The following is a 21,026-nucleotide window of genomic DNA, read 5'->3' as shown; positions in this document are numbered from 1 at the left end:
CACCTTACTTCCTCACTGCGACAGCGAACGGGCCGATCTGCTTGACGTCCCAGTCCTGCTCGAACGCCTCGGGGTTGTAGAACAAGCCTTCGTAGCGCACGTTTGGCTGGCTCGGGTAGATGTCGTGCGCGATGTGGGTTTTGTAGCCGTCCTTGCCGTTGTCGCGGAAGATGAACGCGGCCGGCGGCTCCCACTGGGAGGCATCCACAGCCTCGGTGAACTTCTCCGGGTCGTCGTAGGAGATCTCGGCCCACTGCTTCAGCTCGTCGTTGCGATGCTCGAATTCGCCCAGCGGATTGGCGTAGTGGCTGGTGTAGGCGTTGAAGCCGAAGAAGGGGTGGAAGGCCATGAAGTTGATCTCGTCGGTGTAGACCACTGCCTCGTTTTCCTTGTGGCCGTGGTCCTCGATGTAGGCGGCGATCTCGTTGTAGTAGCGGCCCGCGTCCGCCGGGAAGCGGTCCGCGCGCTCGCCGTTGCCGTCCGTGTCGGCGTAGGCCTGGTCGATGTAGTCCTCGTTTTCCACCGGGATGTTCTGCACCATCTGTAGCGCACCCACCGCCAGGACAACGGCGACGACCGGGGTGTACTTGTTTAGCCCAAACTCCGCGATGGCAATCACGCCGAGGGTGACAAACAGCTCCACAACGAGCACCTCCAGGCGGAAACCCAACAGCGAGGTGCCGAGCAGGGTGATCGCCATAGAAGCCAGGGCCCACAAGTAGCACACGCCTATCGACGCCCCAAGGGCCCCAATCTCCGGATCCCTAATCCTGCTGATCAGGTAGATCAGGCCGATCATGGAAAGCAGCCCAACCAGGGAAAAAGCGAAGAAAGGCAGCGGGAAATACGTGCCCTCGATGGGCAGGAAGTGGTTCGCGGTGGACTCCAGCTGCTCGTCGCCGGTAAGCACCCGCCAGATATACGGGCCCCAGGCAACAGCGGCGATGGCCAGCGATAGTGCGCCTGCGGCGACGAGGTGGATAAGCGGTGCGGCACTGTGTCGGTGTACCGCCGCCACAACGGCAATGACCACCACCGTCAGGGCCGCGATAGCCGTGAACAGCGTGTAAAAGCTAGCCGAAATGCCCAGGTAGACCGCGAGTGCAACGGTGGCCGCCCACGAGCCGTTCACCGCCCGGTGCGCCATCACTGCGGCCGCGGGCACGAACATGGCCACCACGGCCGCGTAGGGCTCCTCCGGCACCTTCGTGAGCACGACCGCGGTGGTCACCGTGGCAATGGCCAACGCGGTGGGCAGCGAGCCAGTCAGCCTCCGCCAGACAGGGGTGAGCATGGCCGCACCGGCGGCGAGGGAGGCGATGGCGAACGGCTGGTAGACCTCCCAGCCCTGCATCCCCAGCACGTTGGCGGTGCGCCCGCCCAGCCAGAACCAGCCCATGGGGTAGAAGGTGGGCAAGTCCTTGTACGCCATATCGGCGTGGCCGAGGTTTTCGGTCATGCGGGAGAGAAACTGGGTGCGGAAGCCCTGGTCCACCTGGATGCCGTCCAGATACAGCTTGGTCGCGGCGAGCGGAACGCCGATCGAGGACACCACCAGCCCCGCCGGCACCAGCGCCATTACGGCGGAAGAGATCCAAGGCCGCTTTCCCTTGGACCACAACACGGCAAGAGCTGCACCGATGCCGATGAGCACGAACGACGCGCCGGTGGCCAGCGACCTGGTCACCATCGACGTGTTGAAGGCCGGCAGCGAGACGCGATGCAGCACGAACCAGGCCGCAAGGGCCAGCACGCCGCCGGCGAGCCCAGCCGCGACGGTTCGGACAGCAGTCTGCCCCGCCGATAGCTCGTCGGAGTGGTAAGCGGTAGTCATGCGTAACAGTTTCGCATACGCTACCCAACTCCACGTTCTGCCAGGTACATCAGGATTGCGCGTACTCGACGGTTGTCCTCGTCCGGGGTGAGACCCAGCTTGGAGAAGATACTGGAAACGTGCTTCGCCACCGCTGCGCCAGAGAGGTAGAGCTTCTCGGCGATCTGCGCGTTGGACAGGCCCTCCGCCATGTGCTCGAGTACCTCCATCTCGCGCGGGGTGAGCGTGGTCAGCCAGCGCGAGCTCGCGGCCATGAGTGCGCTGGCGACATCCGGGTCGATGACTACGCCGCCGGACGCCACCGTTTCGCACGCCTGGATGAAGTCTTTCACCTCGGCGACGCGGTCCTTGAGCAGGTAACCGGTGCCGCCGTCGCCGCCGGAGAACAACTCCCGGGCGTAGGCAGGCGCGACATACTGCGACAGCACCAACACGTTGACCGGGCCCCGTTTGCGTAGATCCAGCGCGGCCTGCAGGCCGTCGTCGCGCATGTTCGGCGGCATGCGCACGTCCGTGATCACCAGGTCTGGCGCATACGTATCGACGACCCCCAGCACCCGATCCGCACTGTCCACCTGCGCCACAACCTCGTGGCCGCGTCGGGTAAGCAGGCCGGCAACACCTTCTCGCAGCAGTGCGGAGTCGTCCGCAATGATAATCCTCATGGCGCAATCCCACTTTCTCCCCGGAACAGCAGCAGCGGAATACGGGCGGTGACGGTGGTGGGGCCGCCGTCAGGTGAGTGGATTTCCAGCTCGCCACCGAACGCCGCGATTCTTTCCCGCATGCCGTCGATCCCGCCGCCAGGGGTGATGCGGGCGTTTCCGCCGCCCTGGTCGGTAACCGAGATGTTCAAGGTGTGGTCGCATGTCACCAGCACGCTGACCGGCTGCTGTGGTGCATGCTTCGCGGCGTTGGTGAGTGCTTCGGCGGTGAAGAAGTAGGCGGCGGCGGTGACGGAGGCGTCGATACGCGGTAGCTCGTGTGGCGCGCGCACCGTCACGTGCGGGCCGTACTGCGCAGCGGCCGTCTCGATCGCGGCGATGAGCCCGCGGTCCGACAGCTCGCGGGGGTGGATGCCGTGCACGGTTCTCCTGAGCGCATCGAGGCCATTGCGGAGGTCGCGGGCGGCGTCGTCGAGAAGCGGCGAATCGATATCGAGCCTGGCCTCACCGAGTTTCATCGCGGCGGCCACGAAGTGCTGCTGCGCGCCGTCGTGCAGGTCGCGCTCGATGCGCAGGCGCTCCACCTCGTACGCCTCCGCAATCTTGCGCCGGGACGCGGTGAGCTGGTGGATTTTTGCCGCTGCCGACTGCTCGTGGTTCCTTCTTCGCCGCATGCCCGCGAGCGTAGCGGGGTAGAGCTAGCACTACCCATATTCGGGAGCCAGGGCCATAGTGCTTAGCGACGACCACCTGTGAAATAGAAACCATGCTTGAACTCAGAGACATCACAAAGTCATTCCCCCAGCAGCGGGTCCTCGAAGGCATCAGCCTGACGGTGAGCGACGGCGAATCCGTGGCGATTATGGGGCCCTCTGGCTCCGGCAAGTCGACCCTGCTGCACTGCATGTCCGGCGTGCTCGTGCCCGACCATGGCGAGGTGCTTTTCGACGGCCGCGACGTGGCCGCAATGAGCGACGCCGAACGCTCGCGCCTACGCCTCGAGCACTTCGGCTTCATCTTCCAAGACGGCCAATTGTTGCCCGAGCTGACCGCCACCGAAAACGTTGCCCTGCCACAGATCATGCGCGGGGTGCCGCGGGTCGAGGCGCACGAGGATGCTGTGGACATGCTCACGCGTCTGGGTCTAGGAGCCTTCACGGACCGGTACCCGGGGCAGCTCTCCGGCGGGCAGGGGCAGCGCGTGGCCATCGCGCGTGCCTTGGCCGGGCCACCATCGGTGGTATTCGCCGACGAGCCGACCGCGGCACTGGACCAGGCCACCGGCCACGAAGTCATGCAGCAGATCGTGGCCGTGTGCCAGAAGTTTGGTGTGACGCTCGTGGTGGTCACGCACGACCCGAAGATCGCCGACTGGTGCAGCCGCTGCGTTGAAATCCGCGACGGCCTGATCCACTCGGAGGTGGCGCGATGAGTGCGGTGACGTTGATGCGGTCGGCGGTGTCTTCGACAAGCGAAGGGCGCTCGCAGCGGCAAATCGGCGAGCGCTGGGTGCGCGCGCTGTCGCTGGTTTCGGTGACGGTAGCGACGTGGATGCTGTGCACACTCATGGGCGGCACCTGGATGTTCGTCGCGCGCAACATGCACCCGCATGAGGCGCTCGTGGAGGCCGATCCGCTCTCACTGGCGTACGTGTTCCTCGCCTTATTTGCCAGTGTTCTGCTCGTGCCGAGCTTATTGGGGCTGCTCACTCAGGCCGCGCGGGCGAACCTTGGCGGGCGCGAGGAGCACCTGGCGGTGCTTCGCCTCATTGGCGCGACGGCCGGTGAGGTGCGCGGGATGATGATTTTGGAGTCGCTGCGCCAGGCGCTTGTCGGGTTGATGCTGGGCTCGGTGCTGTACGTGGTCACGTGCCCGGCGTGGAGTCTGCTGGCGTTCCAGGAAAAGCGTGTCGGTGCCTGGGAGATGCTCACCTGGTGGGTCATCCCCGTCGCGTGGATTGTGGTGCTGGTCCTGGCCGCCTGTTCCGTGTGGCTCGCGTTACGACGAGTCGCCGTTACCCCACTCGGCGTGACCAAGAAGATCCCGCCGAAGGGCCAAAGCGTGATCACGCTGGTGCTGTCAGTAGTTGGTGCGGTGCTGCTGTACCGCTACCTGAGTTCGCTAACCATCGCGCCGGAGGCAGACGCGTTGGAATTCGTGGTGGTGCTGGTCGTAGCCGGCGGCATTCTCACCGTTAACGCACTGATCGCGGTCGGTGTGATCCAGTTGCTCGCGCGGCTGAGCTACCGGGTGCCCGGGGCTGCCAACTACGTGGCCACGCGCCGGGTAGGCCGGGGCGCCAAAACCACCTGGAAGCGCGTGACAGCGCTCTACTTCGTGGCGTTTATCGGCGGTGTTGGAGGCTGGTTCTCAGCGGTACCTGAAATTGACGAAGCCCCAGCCCTGATGATGATCGCAGGCGATATCCCCTCCGGTGTGGTCATCACCGTCGTCTTCGCGACGTTGCTGATGGTGTCGTCCACGCTGCTCACCCAGGCGCTGGGCGTGGTGGAACAGAAGCAGCTGACCAAGTCGCTCTACTTCATCGGCGCGCCCGCGGCGTTCCACACCAAGGTGGCCGTCCGCGAGGTTGGCATACCAATGCTGGTAGTGGCACTGCTCGGGTTCGGTATGGGCAGCCTGATGGGCTCCGTCATGGTCTTTGCCCACGTCAATGTGCTGGACAAAGTGGCCCTGTTCGGCGCGCTCGTTGTGGTGGCACTGATCGGTTGCGTCTTGGCGGTGCTGGGGACCGGCCGGTTGCGCGAAAAGGTGCTCGCGCAGACCGGCCGAGAGAAGGACTAGAGCTAGAAGTTGAGCTTGCTCATGATCGGCGCCGGGATGGCCTTGAGCACCAGGGAGATGGGGCCGAAGAGCTTGTGCACGAACACGGACGGCTTGCCGGCCAGGGCGGCGTTGACGGCTGCCTCGGCGACGTCTTCCTTGTTCACGGTCAGCGGGGCCTCGTCGAGGCCCTCGGTCATCTTCGTGCGCACCTGGCCGGGGCGGACAACGGTGACCTGCACGCCGTCGTCCTTCAGGGCCTCGCCGAGCTGCAGGTAGAAGCCGTCGATGCCGGCCTTGGAGGCGCCGTAGACGAAGTTGGAGCGGCGCACGCGCTGGCCCGCCACCGAGGACAGGGCGATGATCGTGCCGTGGCCCTGGCGCTTCATCTGCTGGCCCAACAGCACGCCCACGGACATCGGGGCGGTGAAGTTGGTCTGGGCGGACGCCACTGCCGCGGACTGGTCCTGCCACAGCTGCTCCTGGTCGCCCAGGGTGCCAAAAGCCACCACGGCAACGTCGACGTCCCCGTCTTCAAACGCGGCGTCGATCACGGCCGGGTGGGAGGCGAAATCCAGCGCGTCGAAGTCGATGAGGCGCACGTGGCCCGCGCCGGCGCGCTGGACTTCGGCGATAGCTGCGTCGATACGCGGGGAGTCCTTGCGCGCGCAGAGCGTGACGGTGGGGCTGCCCCCGCGGGACGCGAGCTCGGCCACGATGGCCAGGCCGATCTCGCTGGTGCCGCCGAGGAGCAGGATGTGCTGGGCTTGGCCTACTGCATTCAACATTTCGAAAATCCTTTCTTCGTTGGAGCTGAGCTAGCGAAGCTCCAAACGGCGGGACATGTCGGACGCGAACACGCCGGTCGGGTCGATGGCGCGGCGGGTTTCCAGCCAGCCGGCCATGCCCGGGTACATGGCGTGGAACTTCTCCGCGGAGGTGCGGGACTCCTTGGCCAGGTAGAGGCGGCCACCGAATTGCATGACCTGGTCGTCCAGGCGGTCCAGGAACTCGTTCAGACCTGGGCGGATGGGGAAGTCCACGCACACGTTCCAGCCCTTCATCGGGTAGGACAGCGGCGCCTGGTTGCCTTCGCCGAACAGCTTGAACACGTTGAGCGCGGAGTAGTGGCCGGACGCCTGGATCTCGTAGATGATGTCCTTGAACGGCTCCACGGCGTCGGTGGGCACCACGAACTGGTACTGCAGGAAGCCGGCCTTGCCGTAGCCGCGGTTCCACTCGCCGATGAGGTCCAGCGGCTGGTAGAACTGCGTGAGGTTTTTCACGTCGTTGCGGGACGGGGCGCCCATCAGGTAGTACGCCTCGCCGATGGCCATCAGCGACAGCTTGTTCATGGTCCAGGACGGGAAGATGTCCGGCACCGTCATCAGCTGCGGGGCCTTGAACTTCAACGGGTCCTTGGCCAGCTTCGGCGCGTACTCCTTGAGCTGGTCCAGCGTGGCCAGCGAGCCGCGGGAGATAGTGGAGCGGCCGGTCTTCGGCGGGCCGGAGATCGCGTCGAACCAGGCGGAGGAGTAGGTGTAGTTCACCTCGGAGCCGTCGGAGTGGAACGCGATCGTCTCGTCCAGGTTGTCGGTGCGGTCGGTGTCCGCGATGAAGTAGGCGGTCTCCGTGAACGTCATCTGGATCCGTGCACGCAGGATGATGCCGGTCAGGCCCATGCCGCCGACGGTTGCCCAGAACAGCTCGGCGGTCTCGCCGGTCGGCTCGAGGTGGAGCACGCGGCCGTCCGCCACCAGCAGCTCCATGGACAGCACGTGGTTGCCAAAGGAGCCCGCGGAGTGGTGGTTCTTGCCGTGGATGTCCGGGCCGATCGCGCCGCCGATGGTGACCTGGCGGGTGCCCGGCAGCACCGGAACCCACAGGCCGTAGGGCAGCGCGGCCTTCATCAGCTGGTCCAGCGTCACGCCGGCGTCCACGTCCACGATGCCGGTGTCCGGGTCGATGGAGTGGATGCGGTTCAAAGGCGTCATGTCCACGACCAGGCCGCCACCGTTCTGGGCGGGGTCGCCGTAGGAGCGGCCCATGCCGCGGGCAATCACGCCGCGGCGCTTGTGCTCCGGCAGCTCGGAGTTCTCGTCGGCTACCTGCTTGACCGCTTGCGCGATGGTGTCCACGTCGGCGGTGGAGAGCACCTGGGCGGTGGAGGGTGCGGTGCGACCCCAGCCGTAGAGGGATTGGGTTGTCAGTTCCATGCCCACAACCCTACCGCCGGACTAGAGGTCCATGATGCTACGAATCTCCGCGGGCAGCTCTTCTTGGCTGGAAATCACAGGTCTGCCGGCTTCCTTGTGCTCGCGCAGGATCTCGTAGATCCGGGTGCGGCCCTTCGAGTCCACGAAGGGCATCTCCTCCGCCATGAGGCGGACCATGAAGTCGGACAACGGAGCGTCGATACGCTGCGCTGCCTCGTGGGTCGCGTCCGGGTCGTCGCCTTTGTAATGCTTCCTCATGGCGATCAAGCCTATATTGGGCGCCATGTCCAGCACCCTCTACCGCTCAGGCCACCTGGCGCCGGTGATCCGCCTTGCGCAGCGCCGCGCCGGGGCGACGTTGCTCGTGCGCGTCGGGCTGGTGTCGGACGAGGTGGTGTACCGCTGGGCGGGCATCGACGAAAACGTCACCATCGCCGAGTGCTGCGATGTGGTGGGCGAGGTCTTCGGCATCGCGGACGTTGGCGCGGATGCGCCGCGGGGGCTCAAGCTTCACGACGTCCTCCGGTCCCCCGGCCAATCCACCCACTTCTCCCACGGCCTGTGGTCCTTCGAGATGCAGCTGGCCGACATCTACCCGCGCGACGAATCAACCCCGCCGTCCGTGTGCGTGGCGGGTTCGGGCTCGTTCGGCGGGGTGCCCTTCGACATCGCGGAGGTCAACGCCCGGCTGATCGGCGAGGTCGCCGGGCTGGGCGGCTTGCGCCGCGAAGTGCGGGAGTTCATGGCGCGGGCGAAGGACCACGACTTCGCGCCGCTGCTGCAGGCTCTGGACGTGGGCGCGGGGCCGAGCATTGGGGCGCTGCCGGTGGAGGACAACCCAGTGGCCCGCGACGCGTTCTGGGCCATGGTATTCGCCCAGACCTGCTGCGCGGGCGAGAACACCGCCCACATCGCGGAGAGCATTTTCGCGTCGCTGGGGCACGAGCCGTTGGCGGTGGGTGAGATCCGCGCCCTGTGTGCGGAGTCCCTCTCGCTGCTGGATGAGATCGGCGGCGGCAGGAGCCCGGCCGCGATGCTAGATATCTACCGCCAGCTCATGCGCGGGTAGGGTATTCGCCCGTGGCTTCCACTTCTACCCTGAAACAGCAGCTCGTGCCCTTCCTGTTGGTCGGCGTGGGCTGCGCCGTGATCGACTTCGGCATCACCTACACCCTCGACGTGCCGCTGGGGTGGCAGCGCGACTTTGCCAAGGCCGTGGGCTGGGTCTTCGGCACCGTCGCCGCGTACGTGCTCAACTCCAAGTTCTCCTTCAACGCCAAGATCAACGCGAAGAAGGCCGGCGCGGTGTTCGTGCTTTACGCCGTCACCTTCGCGGTACAGATGGTGCTGTGGCGGGTGACGGATTCCCCGCTGACCTCCATGGGCCTGGAAAACCCGTGGAAGAACCTCGTCTCCTTCGTCATCGCGCAGGGCGTGGCCACCGTGACCAACTTTGAGCTGCAGCGGCACTGGATCTTCAAGGAGTCCAAGAAGACTATGGCCGCCGAAAGTCCTCTCGCGCCCCCCGCCTAAGCAGCTTCAGCCACTGGTAGAAGCCCTTCGGGTCCTTCTTTTCCACCAGGAAGAACCATCCGAAGCGCACCACCTCCTGCAACTGCATCTTCTTCATGCCGCGTTGGTTGATGATGTAACCGCGGTTGCGGTACGTGAAGTAGCGCTTGGTGGGGTTGTCCGGGAACTGGGCGTGCGCGCGCCCGCCCATGATGGGGTGGAACTCGCCCGAGCCGTCCGGGTGCAAATAAAAGGTGGTCAGCGCGGTGCCGTATTTCAGGCCGGACTGTGCCAGGCGGCGGTGGTACTCCACCTCGTCGCCGCGGATGAACAGGCGGTAGTCCGGCACGCCGATGCGCTCCATCGCTTTTGCGGAGATCAACGCGCCGTTGAACAGGCTGGCGTACTGGGGCAGGAAGTCGCCCGCCAGCTCATCTACCCGGCGGTGCCACGTGGTGCCCTGCCTCAATGGGAAGGCCAGCTTCTCCGGGTCGTCGATGTTGGCCACCACGGGCGAGACCTCCGCCAGCTGGTGCTTCGCAGCCACCCGGTAGAGCTCCTCCAAGACGGTGTGGTCCTTGGGGCGGCCGTCGTCGTCCGCACACCAGATGGCGTCCGCGCCGAGCGCGAGGGCGTGAAGGAACCCGTACGCGAACCCGCCCGCGCCGCCGAGGTTGGTGTGCGAGGGAAGGTAGATGGCGCGGTGGGCCGCGAGGTCGTCGAGAAGCAATTGCACCTCTTCCTGCGCCCCGTTGTCCACCACAATCACCCAATCCACCGGGTGCGTCTGGTTGACCACCTGCTCGAGGGAGTGTTTGAGCAGGTCAACACGGTGGTGGGTGACAATCACGGCGGCGGTGGTGCCGCGGGGATCAAGCGCAGTCATGGGCTTCATTGTGCCCGAGGGATCCACACGCCGGTTTTTCGCGTCTAAGTAGCCATGGTGAATCTGTATGACGGCATGGAAGTCGGCCCAGGAAACAGTCTGCTCCCGGCGGGAGATCTCCCGCAAGGGATGAGAACAACCCAGGTGAGTGCCCGGTTTCACATGCTTGCCCGGGAGGCGCGGCCCTATGAGTTAGCGCGTGCGGACGCGCGCAGGCACCCGCGCGGCGTGCTCTACGAAATCCCGGCCGCGTATCGCGCAGCCGCCCACGGCATTGAAAACCCCGACATGGTTGTTCTCGCCCACGGCGCTCTGGCGTTGTACGGGCTCCGATACCAGGTGGAAGGTAAAGACACGGTGCTCATGCACTCAGCGGCGGGCAGGAACTCCCACGGCAACATCCGCAAGCCATCCATTGTTCGGCGGGGGTGCAAGAATGAGCACATATGGCAGGTCAGGCACTGCGGGTACCCCCTGCAGGTGGCCAGCCCGGCAGCGGCGACGGCGCAAGCGCTGCGGGAGATCCGGAGGGCGTCGTTAAGCGATGGCGACACCTTCGCCGGTTACAGCCCGGACGTGGTGGAGGCGATCACGCTCATTGACTGCGTGCGGCGACACCTGGGCATCGCCCCAGCGGACATCCTTCAGGCCAGCAAAGGAACGGTGTGCCAGCGGTGGCTCACCTCGGCGCTGGCGGCATCGAGCAACCTGGCGGACTCCCCGAGGGAGACCGAGATGAGACTGCTGGCCAGAATGGTGTGCGACCATTTCGGGCTGCACCTGGAGGAGCAGGTTGTCGTCCGCGACGGCAACAGGGTGGTGACCAGGTTCGACCTTGCCATCCCCGAGCTTCGGATCGGCATCATGTACGACGGCGCCCACCATGGCGAGGATCGGCAGTGGAAGAAGGACACCGAGATCAACACGGACCTCACCGTTTCCGGTTGGCGGGTGCTTCGGTACACGTCCGCGACGCTGCACAAGCTGGTGCGGCAGCTCGCGGCACTCATTCGGGAGCTGCGGCTGTGACAGATTCGGCGGGTGGCTGGCGGCGACCTGGGGGTTTTCGGGTCGGCCGCCGGATGTTGGTGGAATCTGTCAGGGGTGGGGCGTTGGTTGTGACAGATTCGGCGGGTGGTTGGCGGCGACCTGGGGTTTTCGGGTCGGCCGCCGGATGTTGGTGGAATCTGTCAAAAAGCTACTGCCTATCGACGACAGCTTCGCCCCCACCCCCGCCATGGAACCGCTCCACCAACTCCGCGACGTACTCGCCGGTCTCAGGCCCCTCGTAGGCGCCTACCACGTCGGCGACTAGGCCGGCCTCCCTGATTTCGCCCTTGTCCACCCACAGGGCGGTGTTGCACAGCTGGGCCAAAAAGTCGTTGGAGTGCGAAGCGAAGACCAAGATGCCGGATCGCTCCACCATTTCGGCCAGCTTCACCCGGGCCTTGGCCATGAAGGCGGCGTCGACGGCCCCGATGCCCTCGTCCAACAGCAGGATCTCCGGTTCGATGGAGGTGACCACGCCCAGGGCCAAGCGCACGCGCATGCCGGTGGAGTAGGTCCGAAGCGGCATGGAGAGGTAGTCGCCGAGCTCGGAGAATTCGGCGATCTCGTCCATCTTGGCCTTCATCTGCTTGCGCGTCTGGCCCAGGAACAGCCCGCGGATGATGATGTTTTCGTAGCCGGATATCTCCGGGTCCATGCCCACGCCGAGGTCGAACACTGGCGCGACGCGGCCGCGCACGTCGGCGACGCCGCGGGTGGGCTCGTAGATCCCCGACAAGAGCCTCAACAGGGTGGATTTTCCGGCGCCGTTGTGGCCGACCAGCCCGACGCGGTCGCCCTCCCGCAGGTGGAGGTTGATGTCGCGGAGCGCCTCCACAACCACGGTGTTGGAGGCGTTTTTGCCGATGTTGCCGCCGGCGGAAGACATCATGGCCTTCTTCAGGGAGCGGGACTTGGCGTCGAAGATGGGGAAGTCGACGCAGGCGTTGTAGGTGTCGATGGAAACCACGGTGTACCTCCTATACCCAGTACGGCACGCGGAAGCGCCAACGCTTCATGGCAAGCAGGGTGATCAGGACGCCGACCACCGTGCACGCGAGGACGATGCCCCAGTGGTAGGGGGCCAGAGGTTCGTCGATAAGCGGGGCCCGCACGATTTCCAAGTAGTGGAACAGGGGGTTGATCTCCGCGAGCATCGCCCGCTTCTCGACGGCTCCGCCTTGCTCCTTCAACGTCCTCGTCGTCCACACGATCGGGGTGACGTAGAACAGGAGCTGCACCAGCGCCTCGAGCAGCGGCGCGACGTCGCGGAAACGCGTGGCCACCATGCCGAAGAACATGGCCACCCACACGCCGTTGACAACCAGCAGGGCAAGACCCGGGATGAACAGCAGCGTGTGTAGCGTCAGCGGGATGCGGAAGATGAGCACCAGCAGCAGCCAGATCACCAGGTTGTGGGCCAGAAACAGCATTTGGCGCCACACCAGCCGGTAGACGTGGACGGACAGTGCCGAGGGGAGCTGCTTGATCAGGCCCTCGTTTTCGATGAAGACGTTCGCGCCGTCCTTGATGCAGCCGGAGATGAAGCCCCAGACGATGAAGCCGACGGTGACGTGCGGCAGGAAGTCCGCCACGTCGATTTGGAACAGCATGGAGTAGAGCAGACCCAGCGCCAGCGACATCACGCCGGTGGCGATGGTGATCCACAGCGGGCCCAGGGTGGAACGGCGGTAACGCTGCTTGATGTCCTGCCACCCCAGCTGCAGCCACAGCTCGTGCTGGCCCCATCCGCGCACGAGATCATCGAATGCGCGGCGGAATGTCTTGGACTTCGACGGCGGCGTGTTCTCGCCCGGAGGGCTGGTCATGCGGGCGACGTCTGCGCGCAGCTGTTCTACGTTGTGCACGCAATTCACCCTAGTGCACTGCATTTCTACGCCCGAGCTGGCGGTGTGCACCGTGTCGGACGGGCGTGCATAATTGGGTGCATTCTTGCGTGAAGGGAGGTTGGCCGTGGCGTATGACGTGTGGGGGGTGCGCGGTCTGTACACCTCGCTGGGCGACGGCTGGACGTACCTCAACGCCCACGACCGGCCCCAGGTGCCGGAGAAGGTGGCCTCCGCGGTGTGGCGCAGCGTGCGCAGCGCCGCCTTGGTGCCGCCGCCGGAGCCGGTGTTGGGCTCGCACTCCAAGCAGTCCCTGGGCCAGCCGGAGGGGCAGCTCTACCCGGAGATGGCGCGAGTGGCCATCGCGGATCTGGCGGGTGTGACCGCGGACCAGGTGATCTTGGGCCCGAGCGTGCCTGCCTTGTACTCGGCGCTGGTAACCGCCATGGCGCCGATGCTGCGCCGCAGCTCCACCATCGTGCTCAACCCGCTGGACCGGCCGCACCTGACCCAGCGGCTGCGGCGCGCCGGGCTGGAGGAGAAGTGGGCCCAGGCCGATTTAGCCACCGGCGACCTTCCGGCCTGGCAGTACGCGGAGATCGCGGATGGGTCCACCCGCCTGGTGTCGGTGCCGGCGGCGCACCCCGAGCTGGGCAACGTGGTGGGGGTCTCCGGCATCGTGGACGCGGTGCGCGAGAAATCCCGCGCGTGGGTGCTTGTGGACGCCACGGCGTACGCCCCCTACCGCCCCCTCGACCTGGACGTGTGGGGAGCGGACGTGGCGGCGGTGGACATCGCGCAGCTGGGCGGCCCCGACATCGCCGCGCTGATCTTCCGCGATTCCACCATGTTCAAGCGCCTGAACATGGACGCGCTGGAGCTGGAGGTTTCCCAGGGTTTGGCCGGAGGCGTACCCGCGGTAGTGGACCACTACGCGTCCCTGGTGGAGGGTTTCTCCGGGCGGCCGACCCGCCGCAACCGCCTAAAACACTCGATGGGGGCGACCACCGCCTATCTCAACGGCCTGCGCGACGACTTGCACACCTTCCTGGGTACGTTGCCCGCCGTGCACATTGTCGGCGTGAGCGGTGAGGCGGCCGCGGACGCGCGGGTGGAGCGCATCCCCCGGTTGGCGTTCGGCGTGACCGGAGTACCCAGCGAAACCGTGCTGCGCCGCCTGCTCGCCAACGGCATCGTGGCCACGCAGACCTGTGCGACCCCGTTGCTCGAGGACATGGGTGTCGCCGACATCGGCGGCGCCGTAACCATCGCCATGTCGCCGTTTAACACGCAGAACGACATCGAGCAGCTGGTGCGCACGGTGGCGTCTTTGGCCTAGTGACGCTTAGCCGCGCTCCGCTCGGCTAGGAAACCACAAGAAGGATCTTCCCGGTGTTGGCGCCGGAATCCAGGTGTTCGTGGGCCTTTTTCGCGTCTGCGAGCGGGAAGCGCGCGGAGATGTTCGGGGTGATCTTGCCGGCCTCGATGAGCGGCCAAACGTGTTCCACGGTGGAGGCCACAATCGCGGCCTTCATCGGCCGCGGGCGCGCGCGCAGGGTAGTGGCGTGCACCGACAGGCGCCGCGGCATCATCCGTCCCAGCGACAGGGTGCCCTTCGGACCGCCCTGCACCGCGATGACGATGAGGTGCCCGTCCGTGTTCAGCGCCTTGATGTTCTGCTCCAGGTACGGCCCGCCGACCACGTCCAGGATCGTGTCCGACCATTCGGGCAGTTCCTCCGCGAAATCCTGCTCCTTGTAATTAATGAGGACGTCCGCGCCGAGCTCCCGGCAGTACTCCAGCTTCTCCTGGCTGCCGGCGGTCACAGCAACCTCGCACCCCATTGCCTTGCACATCTGGATGGCAAAGGAGCCGATGCCGCCCGAACCGCCGTGGATGAGCACCCGGTCGCCCTCCTGGATTCCCGCCACCATGCCCAGGTTCGACCAGACCGTGCAGGCGACCTCGACCACGCCGGCGGTCTCTTCCACCGTGAGGCCCTCCGGGATCGGCGTGAGCTGCCCCTCCGGCACCGCCACGTACTCCGCGTAGCCGCCGCCGGCGAGCAGGCAGCCGACCTCCTGGCCCTGTTCGCGGTCTGTGGCGCCTGGGTCCGCGATCACGCCCGCGCACTCCAGGCCCATGATCTCGGACTCGCCCTTCGGCGGCGGGTATTTGCCCGCGGCCTGCATCAGGTCACCCCGGTTCACGCCAGCGGCTGCGACTTTGACCAGGACTTCGCCGTCGCGGAGGGTGGGCGAAGCGGTGTCGTAAAACGTGAGTTCCTCATTGATTGCCTTCATGCGGCCAGGCTACGTTAGACTGCTCGCGTTGGAGACGTGGCAGAGCGGCCGAATGCACCGGTCTTGAAAACCGGCGAGGTTTATCCCTCCGCGGGTTCAAATCCCGCCGTCTCCGCCAATTTCTTTTTTGAAGGTAAAACCGGCTCGGGAGGTGATCCCGAGCCGGTTTTTTATCGGTTAGGCGAGCTCGTCAGGGAAGAGCTCCGGCATGGTGTGGAATTGGCGTTCGCCGGGGAAGTCCGAAGGGACGTCGATAAGCAGATCCTTCGCTCGCTTGGTGTCGGGGCGGTTCTGGCCGGCGACGACCTGGACCTTCTCGACGGGGAACTCGCCGCGCAGCTGGACCACAGCGGCGCCGTCGTTGCGGTACGCAAAATTGTCGCCAAGCAGCCCTGCAATATCGTCGATGCTCTCGGTGGAGTTGCCCTGGTTGTCCGCGCGCCAGCTGCCCTCGAGCTCACCGAGCGGCACGCCGAGCAAGACGATGCCCTCGGCGGTCTCTGTCAGTGCGGAGGTCTTGGGGGTGAGGTAGAAGGGGACGGACGCACTCTCGCCGACAAGGGGGCCGGTGGTCAGCGAATCCAGCTTGGCGGGGAACCAAACTAGGTAGTCGGACGGGTCGTTGGAGTTGTCGCGGGCGGCGAGGCCGGACGTGAGCCACGTGTGAATTTTCATGACGGCGAGTATACGGACTTTCTGCTGGCCATTTGGTCGAGCGAACGGTTCCGGGTAGTGTGTAACGAGGCTTGGAGATGTGCCAGAGTGGCCGAATGGGGCTCCCTGCTAAGGAGTTGCCCCCTTGACGGGGGCCGCAGGTTCAAATCCTGTCATCTCCGCCACCGCGCCCGTAGCTCAACGGATAGAGCATCTGACTACGGATCAGAAGGTTGGGGGTTCGAATCCCTCCGGGCGCACGTTTGGATTTTAGCTGGAAACCCCTGCTTGGCGGGGGTTTCGGCGTTTGTGGGTGGTTGGCGGGGTGTTGGGTGGGGGTTTCTTTGGGTTTTGGGGGTTTCTTTGGCCGGGTTTTGACACATTCCGCAGACGGTTGGTGCCGACCTGGGCGTTTAGGGTCCGCCTAAGGGATTCCAGTGGAATTTGTCAGGGTGGGGCCTGCCCCGGCTGGGTGCCTGGGCCGAAATCGCTCATCCAGCGGACTTACTCGGGTGAACAAACCGACCAATGCAAACACCCCGCGCGGTGGCGGGGCGTTTGGGGTGGTGGGGGCTACGCGCCGGCGGTCTCGATGACCGGGGCGGCAACCGTCTCCACCGGGCGGCGGCCGACGTTGACGTCGACGCTCTTCACGTTAGGCACGCAGGTGTTCGCCGCCGACACCACGATGAGCGCGGCGACCAGGCCGGCCAGTGCGCCCGCACCAGCGGTCAGTTGCTCCGGGGCGAGCCCGAACTGACGCGCAGCGTGGTTGACCACGTTCGCTGCCTGCGCGTTCAGCTCAGCCGTGTTGGGAATGTCGATGTTCAGTTGGTTGGCAAGAGCCAGCGGCACCAGCGCGATCAGCGGAAGGCCGAGGCCGACCAGGGACGCGATGCAGCGCGGGTCGGAGGAGCCGCCCTCGACGTTCACGTTGGTGTCGAAGAGGCTGGAACCGGAGCTGCCCTTGTCGCCGTTGCCCTCGCCGTCCTGCTCCGCACCGTTCTGGCCGCGCTTACGGGAAGACCCGAACAGGCCGAAGTTGGCGTTATCGGTGACAATGACCTCGGGGTTGGCGTTGCCGGTGGCGACGACGCTGTTGTCCGAGCCATTGTTGTTGCCGTTGTCGCGGATGTCCGGGTTGGCATTGCCGGTGATGACGACAGTCGGGTTGGCGTTGTCCTTAACCTCGACGTTCGGGTTGGCGTTATCGGTGACTACGGCCGAGTTGTTGGAACCGTTGTTGTTCAGGTTGTCCGACGGGTTCAGGTTGCCGGTGATGATCGGGTTCGCGTTGTTAGTGGCGATGACGCTGTTGTTGGAGCCGTTGTCGTTTGCATTGTTGGTCACCACCGGGTTCGCGTTTCCGGTCACTACCGCGCTGTTGCCAGAGCCGTTGTTGTTGAGGTTGTCGTTGGCGTTGCCAGTAACGACGGGGTTGGCGTTGTTGGTCACCACAACGCTGTTATTCGAGCCGGCCTCCCGGAGGTTGTCGTTGGCGTTGCCAGTGATGACCGGGTTCGCATTACCAGTGACGACGGCGCTGTTGTTGGAGCCGTTGTTGCTGGCGTTGTTGGTGACGACCGGGTTGGCGTTATTGGTGATTACCGGGTTCGCATTGCCCGTAACGACGGCGCTGTTGTTGGAGCCGTTGTTGGTGACGACCGGGTTGGCGTTATTGGTGACCACAACGGAGTTGTTGGAGCCGTTCTCGCGCAGGTTGTCGTTCACGTTGCCGGTGATCACGACGGACGGGTTGGCGTTGTTCGTGATGACTGGGTTTGCGTTGCCGGTGACGACGACGGAGGGGTTGCCGTTGTTGGACAGATTGTCCTTGATGTCCACAGTCGGGTTCGCGTTGTTCGTGATGACCACGTTCGGGTTCGCATTCCCAGTCACCACCGGATTCGCATTGCCGGTGACGACGACGGACGGGTTGCCGTTGTTGGACAGGTTGTCCCGTGGGTTCACGTTGTCGGTGATGATCACGTTGGGGTTGGCGTTGTTCGTGATGATCACGTTCGGGCTGCCATTGCCGTTACCGATGTTGGACGGGTTGGCGTTGCCGGTGATTACGACGTTGATCAGGCGACCAGCACCGCCGCCACTACCTTCACCGTCGCCGCTTCCGCCGCCGATGATGTTGCCCAGGTTGCCCAGCAGGCCGCCTCCAGTGCCAGCGCCGATTAGGCCGCCCAGGATCGGGCCGAGGATGCCGGCGACGGTGCCTGCGGTCTCTGCAGGAGTCTGGGCGGGGTTCTTCGCTGCGATCTTCAGGGTCGCGTCGAACGTGTCAGTCCCGTCATTCACGCTGATCGGGAGGTCGAAGTCGCCCTCCTTGAACGTGGTCGGCGGGGTGACGCGTACGGTTGCGCCGTCGTTGGAGACGGTCCAGCCAGCCGGAGCGATTCCCCTCTTCGATACCTTCACACCCTCCGGCAGGGTGATCTCAGCCACGGGCTGCGCAGACGTGGACTTCTCAAAGTCCACCACGTAGCGGTTGTCTAGCTGGATTTCCCATTCGCCGACGGTGCGCTTGTCGATAACGTGGAGCCGCAGGGTCGTGCGGAACGTCTGCCCGTTTGCGGTGACGCGTACGGGCACGTCCACGTCACCGGTCCGGAATGCGGCGGCGGAGTCGGGGCGGATCGCAACCAGGGTGCCGTTGTCGTTGCGGAAGTGCCAGTTAAACGCGGTGTTGGTGGTCGGCTGCACAACGTCGCCGGGCTGCAGCGTCAGCCCTTCCACGGCGGCTTCCTTCACGTTCCAGAAGTTGGCGGTGGTGTAGCGCCCGTTGAAGGTGGAGGCGGTGGTTTGGGGGCTCGTGCTTGTGGACGTCGGTTCCGCCACCGCCGTCGTAGTCGTGGTGGCCGGCGTCGTGGTGGGCCCCTCCGCCGGGGTGTCCTCGGGGGTCGGTGCGGGCTCGGTGGGGGTTGCCTCTGTCGTGGTGGTGGGCTCCGGCGTCGGGCACTGATCGGCCGGCTCTGTAAAGGTGCTGCCCGTGGCCCTGGCGTCCACCACGTTCACCAGCAGGGTGGTGGTGTAGGAAGTGCCGTCAGCCTTGGTCACCCTGATGGGGATGTCCCGGTTGCCAGAGTGGAATGCTGTGTCGGACTCTGGACGGATCAGGATCAGGCTGCAGCCGGAGGTGCGGAAGCGCCAGTTGAAAATGGTGTTGGTGGTGGCGGCAACGGTGTCGCCGGGCTCTAACACCAAGCCCTGCACTACGGCCTCCTGCACGTTCCAGAAGTTGCCGGTGGTGTAGCGGGTGTCAAAGGCGGAGGCCTCCACAGCGTGCGCCGCTGGCACGTCTACGACAGGCGAAACAAACGGGGCCACGAGGGCGAGGGACAGGGCTCCGGCCGCGATGGACACGCGGCGGGATCGGACGGAGTTGGCCATGGTGGCTCCTTTAAAAGTCAGCGGTTTGCCAGCGATACACGACACTTATCGCAGATCACGCGTAGATTTTTACATACAGTCGCTATTAAGCCGAGCGTTCCAGGCCAAAAATTTTCCGGGCGGGTACCCTCACCGTGTGAACACGGCCAATGTGGCGACACGCGCCCACCTTGAAAAGCAGCTCAACCGGCACCGGATTAACTCCGAGGACTTAGACAGCATCCAGGAGGAGCTGGCTCATATTCCGCTGCATGATGTCATTCACGTGGTGGAGCGTCAGCCGTCGAGACGCGGTGCTGTGCTTATCCGCCTCCTTTCGCCGGAGCGCGCTGCCGCGGCCTTTGACGCGCTGGATCCGGCGCACCAGGCCGAGATCGTGGAGGAGCTGGCCAGCGACGACGTTGCCGGCCTGTTCAGCGCGCTCGGCGCCGAGGACCGCGTTCGCATGCTGGACAACATGCCAGCGGAGATCGCGGAGCGCTTCCTGGGGGACCTGGACGAGGATGCCAGGGCCGATACCGACCTGATTCTGGGCTATGAAAAGGGGTCGGTCGGCCGCGCGATGAGCCCCCAGGTGGCGGTGGTGGAGCCGGGGGAGGTGGTGCGGGACGTCGTCGAGAAGCTGCGAGCAAATGTGGACGATCTGGAGACGATTTACACCGTCGCGGTGGTGGGGGACGAGCGCACGCTGTGCGGCGTGGTGGGGCTGCGCGACCTGTTCACCGCGCGGCAGGACGCGCAGGTTGGCGACCTCATGCGCGACTACCCCTCGGTACGCGACACGGACGATGCGGAGGACGCAGCGCGCCGCCTGCTGTCCTCGGGGCTGCTCGCGTTTCCGGTGGTGGATGGCGGTAACCGCGTCGTGGGCATCTTCACCCACGATGAGGCCGCCGACATCGTCGAACACGCCGACAGCGAGGATTCCGCGCGTCAGGGCGGCTCCGAGTCCCTCAAGCGGCCGTACCTGTCCACGCCGGTGCTGAAGCTGGTGCGCTCGCGCATCGTGTGGCTGCTGGTGCTGGCGCTCTCCGCGATCCTGACCGTGCAGGTCCTCGGCGTATTCGAAGACACGCTCGCCGAGGTGACCGTGCTGTCGCTGTTCATCCCGCTGCTCACCGGCACCGGCGGCAACACTGGCAACCAGGCGGCCACGACGGTGACAAGGGCACTTGCGCTTAACGACGTCACCAAAGGCGACATCCTCAAAGTAATGTGGCGCGAACTGCGGGTAGGTGCCACGCTCGGGGCGGTGCTCGGCGTGCTCGGATTGGGTATTGCCTGGGCCGTTTTCGGGCAGGACATCGGGATTGTGATCGGTTCAACACTCTTCTGCGTCTGTGCGATGTCCGCCACGGTGGGCGGGATGATGCCGATCGTGGCGAAGACGGTGGGCGCAGACCCGGCGGTGTTTTCCAACCCGTTCATCTCCACCTTCTGCGACGCGACGGGGTTGGTGATCTACTTCCTGATTGCCAAGTCCGTGCTGGGGTTGTAGCTGGCGGCTGTCCGGGGCTGTGGCCTGGTGTTTTGGCGGTAGGTGTACCCGGGTGTAATGTTCTTTGACGTTGTCCACACGGCAACGAACTGAATACGCGCCCGTAGCTCAACGGATAGAGCATCTGACTACGGATCAGAAGGTTGGGGGTTCGAATCCCTCCGGGCGCACCAATTATTGGAACGCCCTACGCATTGCGCGTGGGGCGTTTCTTATGTTTCTCAGACTTCTTTATTGCCTGAGAGATGCTTCCGCGGAAACCTAGAAAAGCGTATAAAACTGAAAAGGCGCTGATTAAAGGCGTTTTTGCGATTAGCGCTTGCTTGAAAGAGCCTGTCCAAATTGGTAGCTTGTACGACAGTTCCGCGGGAGAAGTGT

General features: G+C 65.0%; 19 protein-coding genes and 4 tRNA genes. 11 read left to right on the top strand and 12 right to left on the bottom strand.

Annotated elements, in window-relative coordinates; all coding sequences use genetic code 11:
* Window positions 1-4 precede the first annotated feature (4 nt).
* Genes HMA55_RS00725 through HMA55_RS00715 form a run of 3 tightly spaced genes read right to left on the bottom strand, consistent with a single transcriptional unit; the run spans window position 5 to window position 3,173 of the window.
* Entirely contained in the window at window positions 5-1,834 is a 1,830-nt protein-coding gene (locus HMA55_RS00725) for an arabinofuranosyltransferase (RefSeq protein WP_181191181.1), read from the bottom strand.
* Window positions 1,835-1,854: 20 nt separating this feature from the next.
* Window positions 1,855-2,499 carry a response regulator transcription factor gene (locus HMA55_RS00720; RefSeq protein ID WP_181191180.1) on the bottom strand — a complete coding sequence of 215 codons (645 nt, stop codon included), beginning with the start codon at window positions 2,497-2,499 and terminating at the stop codon, window positions 1,855-1,857.
* Complete coding sequence (locus HMA55_RS00715; RefSeq protein ID WP_181191179.1) at window positions 2,496-3,173, bottom strand: sensor histidine kinase; 678 nt, start codon at window positions 3,171-3,173, stop codon at window positions 2,496-2,498. Before HMA55_RS00715 ends, HMA55_RS00720 begins: the two co-directional genes overlap by 4 nt.
* A gap of 92 nt (window positions 3,174-3,265) precedes the next feature.
* Here HMA55_RS00715 and HMA55_RS00710 point away from each other — a divergent pair, with 92 nt between their 5' ends.
* Both HMA55_RS00710 and HMA55_RS00705 read left to right on the top strand, forming a co-directional pair.
* Window positions 3,266-3,931, top strand: coding sequence for an ABC transporter ATP-binding protein (locus HMA55_RS00710; protein WP_181191178.1), 666 nt, complete (start codon window positions 3,266-3,268; stop codon window positions 3,929-3,931).
* Window positions 3,928-5,304 (top strand): FtsX-like permease family protein, encoded by a 1,377-nt coding sequence (locus HMA55_RS00705; protein WP_181191177.1) that lies wholly within the window; start codon window positions 3,928-3,930, stop codon window positions 5,302-5,304. Before HMA55_RS00710 ends, HMA55_RS00705 begins: the two co-directional genes overlap by 4 nt.
* Before the next feature lie 2 nt (window positions 5,305-5,306).
* On the opposite strand, the gene HMA55_RS00700 is transcribed toward HMA55_RS00705, so the two are convergent.
* From HMA55_RS00700 to HMA55_RS00690, 3 genes are read right to left on the bottom strand one after another with little or no spacing between them, the layout of a single operon-like run.
* A complete protein-coding gene (locus tag HMA55_RS00700; RefSeq protein WP_181191176.1) occupies window positions 5,307-6,071 on the bottom strand; it encodes a decaprenylphospho-beta-D-erythro-pentofuranosid-2-ulose 2-reductase in 765 nt (254 codons plus the stop codon).
* A 30-nt stretch (window positions 6,072-6,101) separates the two neighbouring features.
* Complete coding sequence (locus HMA55_RS00695; RefSeq protein WP_181191175.1) at window positions 6,102-7,499, bottom strand: FAD-binding oxidoreductase; 1,398 nt, start codon at window positions 7,497-7,499, stop codon at window positions 6,102-6,104.
* 21 nt (window positions 7,500-7,520) lie between these two features.
* Complete coding sequence (locus HMA55_RS00690) at window positions 7,521-7,757, bottom strand: hypothetical protein (protein ID WP_181191174.1); 237 nt, start codon at window positions 7,755-7,757, stop codon at window positions 7,521-7,523.
* A 25-nt stretch (window positions 7,758-7,782) separates the two neighbouring features.
* On the opposite strand from HMA55_RS00690, the gene HMA55_RS00685 reads away from it, so the two are divergent.
* Both HMA55_RS00685 and HMA55_RS00680 read left to right on the top strand, forming a co-directional pair.
* Window positions 7,783-8,568, top strand: coding sequence for a hypothetical protein (locus tag HMA55_RS00685; protein ID WP_181191173.1), 786 nt, complete (start codon window positions 7,783-7,785; stop codon window positions 8,566-8,568).
* A gap of 11 nt (window positions 8,569-8,579) precedes the next feature.
* Window positions 8,580-9,032 carry a GtrA family protein gene (locus HMA55_RS00680; protein ID WP_257802383.1) on the top strand — a complete coding sequence of 151 codons (453 nt, stop codon included), beginning with the start codon at window positions 8,580-8,582 and terminating at the stop codon, window positions 9,030-9,032.
* On the opposite strand, the gene glfT1 is transcribed toward HMA55_RS00680, so the two are convergent.
* A complete protein-coding gene (gene glfT1, locus HMA55_RS00675) occupies window positions 8,995-9,906 on the bottom strand; it encodes a galactofuranosyltransferase GlfT1 (RefSeq protein ID WP_374680595.1) in 912 nt (303 codons plus the stop codon). The two genes, HMA55_RS00680 and glfT1, sit on opposite strands and share 38 nt — an antisense overlap.
* A 45-nt stretch (window positions 9,907-9,951) precedes the next feature.
* On the opposite strand from glfT1, the gene HMA55_RS00670 reads away from it, so the two are divergent.
* Window positions 9,952-10,926, top strand: coding sequence for a PDDEXK family nuclease (locus HMA55_RS00670; RefSeq protein WP_181191171.1), 975 nt, complete (start codon window positions 9,952-9,954; stop codon window positions 10,924-10,926).
* Between the two features lie 169 nt (window positions 10,927-11,095).
* On the opposite strand, the gene wzt is transcribed toward HMA55_RS00670, so the two are convergent.
* Together wzt and wzm are read right to left on the bottom strand one after the other, a co-directional pair.
* Window positions 11,096-11,914 (bottom strand): galactan export ABC transporter ATP-binding subunit Wzt/RfbE, encoded by an 819-nt coding sequence (gene wzt / locus HMA55_RS00665; RefSeq protein WP_181191170.1) that lies wholly within the window; start codon window positions 11,912-11,914, stop codon window positions 11,096-11,098.
* A 10-nt stretch (window positions 11,915-11,924) separates the two neighbouring features.
* Window positions 11,925-12,836 (bottom strand): galactan export ABC transporter permease subunit Wzm/RfbD, encoded by a 912-nt coding sequence (gene wzm, locus HMA55_RS00660; RefSeq protein WP_308239977.1) that lies wholly within the window; start codon window positions 12,834-12,836, stop codon window positions 11,925-11,927.
* An 82-nt stretch (window positions 12,837-12,918) separates the two neighbouring features.
* On the opposite strand from wzm, the gene HMA55_RS00655 reads away from it, so the two are divergent.
* Window positions 12,919-14,130, top strand: a complete 1,212-nt coding sequence (locus tag HMA55_RS00655; protein WP_181191169.1) for an aminotransferase class V-fold PLP-dependent enzyme — start codon at window positions 12,919-12,921, stop codon at window positions 14,128-14,130.
* Between the two features lie 25 nt (window positions 14,131-14,155).
* Here HMA55_RS00655 and HMA55_RS00650 read toward each other — a convergent pair whose 3' ends face one another.
* Window positions 14,156-15,094, bottom strand: a complete 939-nt coding sequence (locus HMA55_RS00650) for an NAD(P)H-quinone oxidoreductase (RefSeq protein WP_181191168.1) — start codon at window positions 15,092-15,094, stop codon at window positions 14,156-14,158.
* A 30-nt stretch (window positions 15,095-15,124) separates the two neighbouring features.
* Between HMA55_RS00650 and HMA55_RS00645 the strand changes: the two genes are divergently transcribed.
* Window positions 15,125-15,212, top strand: a tRNA-Ser gene (locus HMA55_RS00645).
* A 59-nt stretch (window positions 15,213-15,271) separates the two neighbouring features.
* On the opposite strand, the gene HMA55_RS00640 is transcribed toward HMA55_RS00645, so the two are convergent.
* Entirely contained in the window at window positions 15,272-15,769 is a 498-nt protein-coding gene (locus HMA55_RS00640; protein WP_181191167.1) for a hypothetical protein, read from the bottom strand.
* Between the two features lie 73 nt (window positions 15,770-15,842).
* Here HMA55_RS00640 and HMA55_RS00635 point away from each other — a divergent pair.
* Both HMA55_RS00635 and HMA55_RS00630 read left to right on the top strand, forming a co-directional pair.
* A tRNA-Ser gene (locus HMA55_RS00635) sits at window positions 15,843-15,933 on the top strand.
* Between the two features lie 2 nt (window positions 15,934-15,935).
* Window positions 15,936-16,008 (top strand) — tRNA-Arg (locus HMA55_RS00630).
* A gap of 313 nt (window positions 16,009-16,321) precedes the next feature.
* On the opposite strand, the gene HMA55_RS00625 is transcribed toward HMA55_RS00630, so the two are convergent.
* A complete protein-coding gene (locus HMA55_RS00625; RefSeq protein WP_181191166.1) occupies window positions 16,322-19,150 on the bottom strand; it encodes a hypothetical protein in 2,829 nt (942 codons plus the stop codon).
* A 136-nt stretch (window positions 19,151-19,286) separates the two neighbouring features.
* On the opposite strand from HMA55_RS00625, the gene mgtE reads away from it, so the two are divergent.
* A complete protein-coding gene (gene mgtE, locus HMA55_RS00620; protein WP_374680594.1) occupies window positions 19,287-20,648 on the top strand; it encodes a magnesium transporter in 1,362 nt (453 codons plus the stop codon).
* A gap of 97 nt (window positions 20,649-20,745) precedes the next feature.
* Window positions 20,746-20,821: transfer RNA gene (locus tag HMA55_RS00615), tRNA-Arg, on the top strand.
* Window positions 20,822-21,026: the final 205 nt, after the last annotated feature.

It is taken from the genome of Corynebacterium wankanglinii (assembly GCF_013601005.1).
Classification (GTDB): Bacteria; Actinomycetota; Actinomycetes; order Mycobacteriales; family Mycobacteriaceae; genus Corynebacterium; species Corynebacterium wankanglinii.
This window is presented reverse-complemented; position numbering and strand designations above follow the sequence as displayed.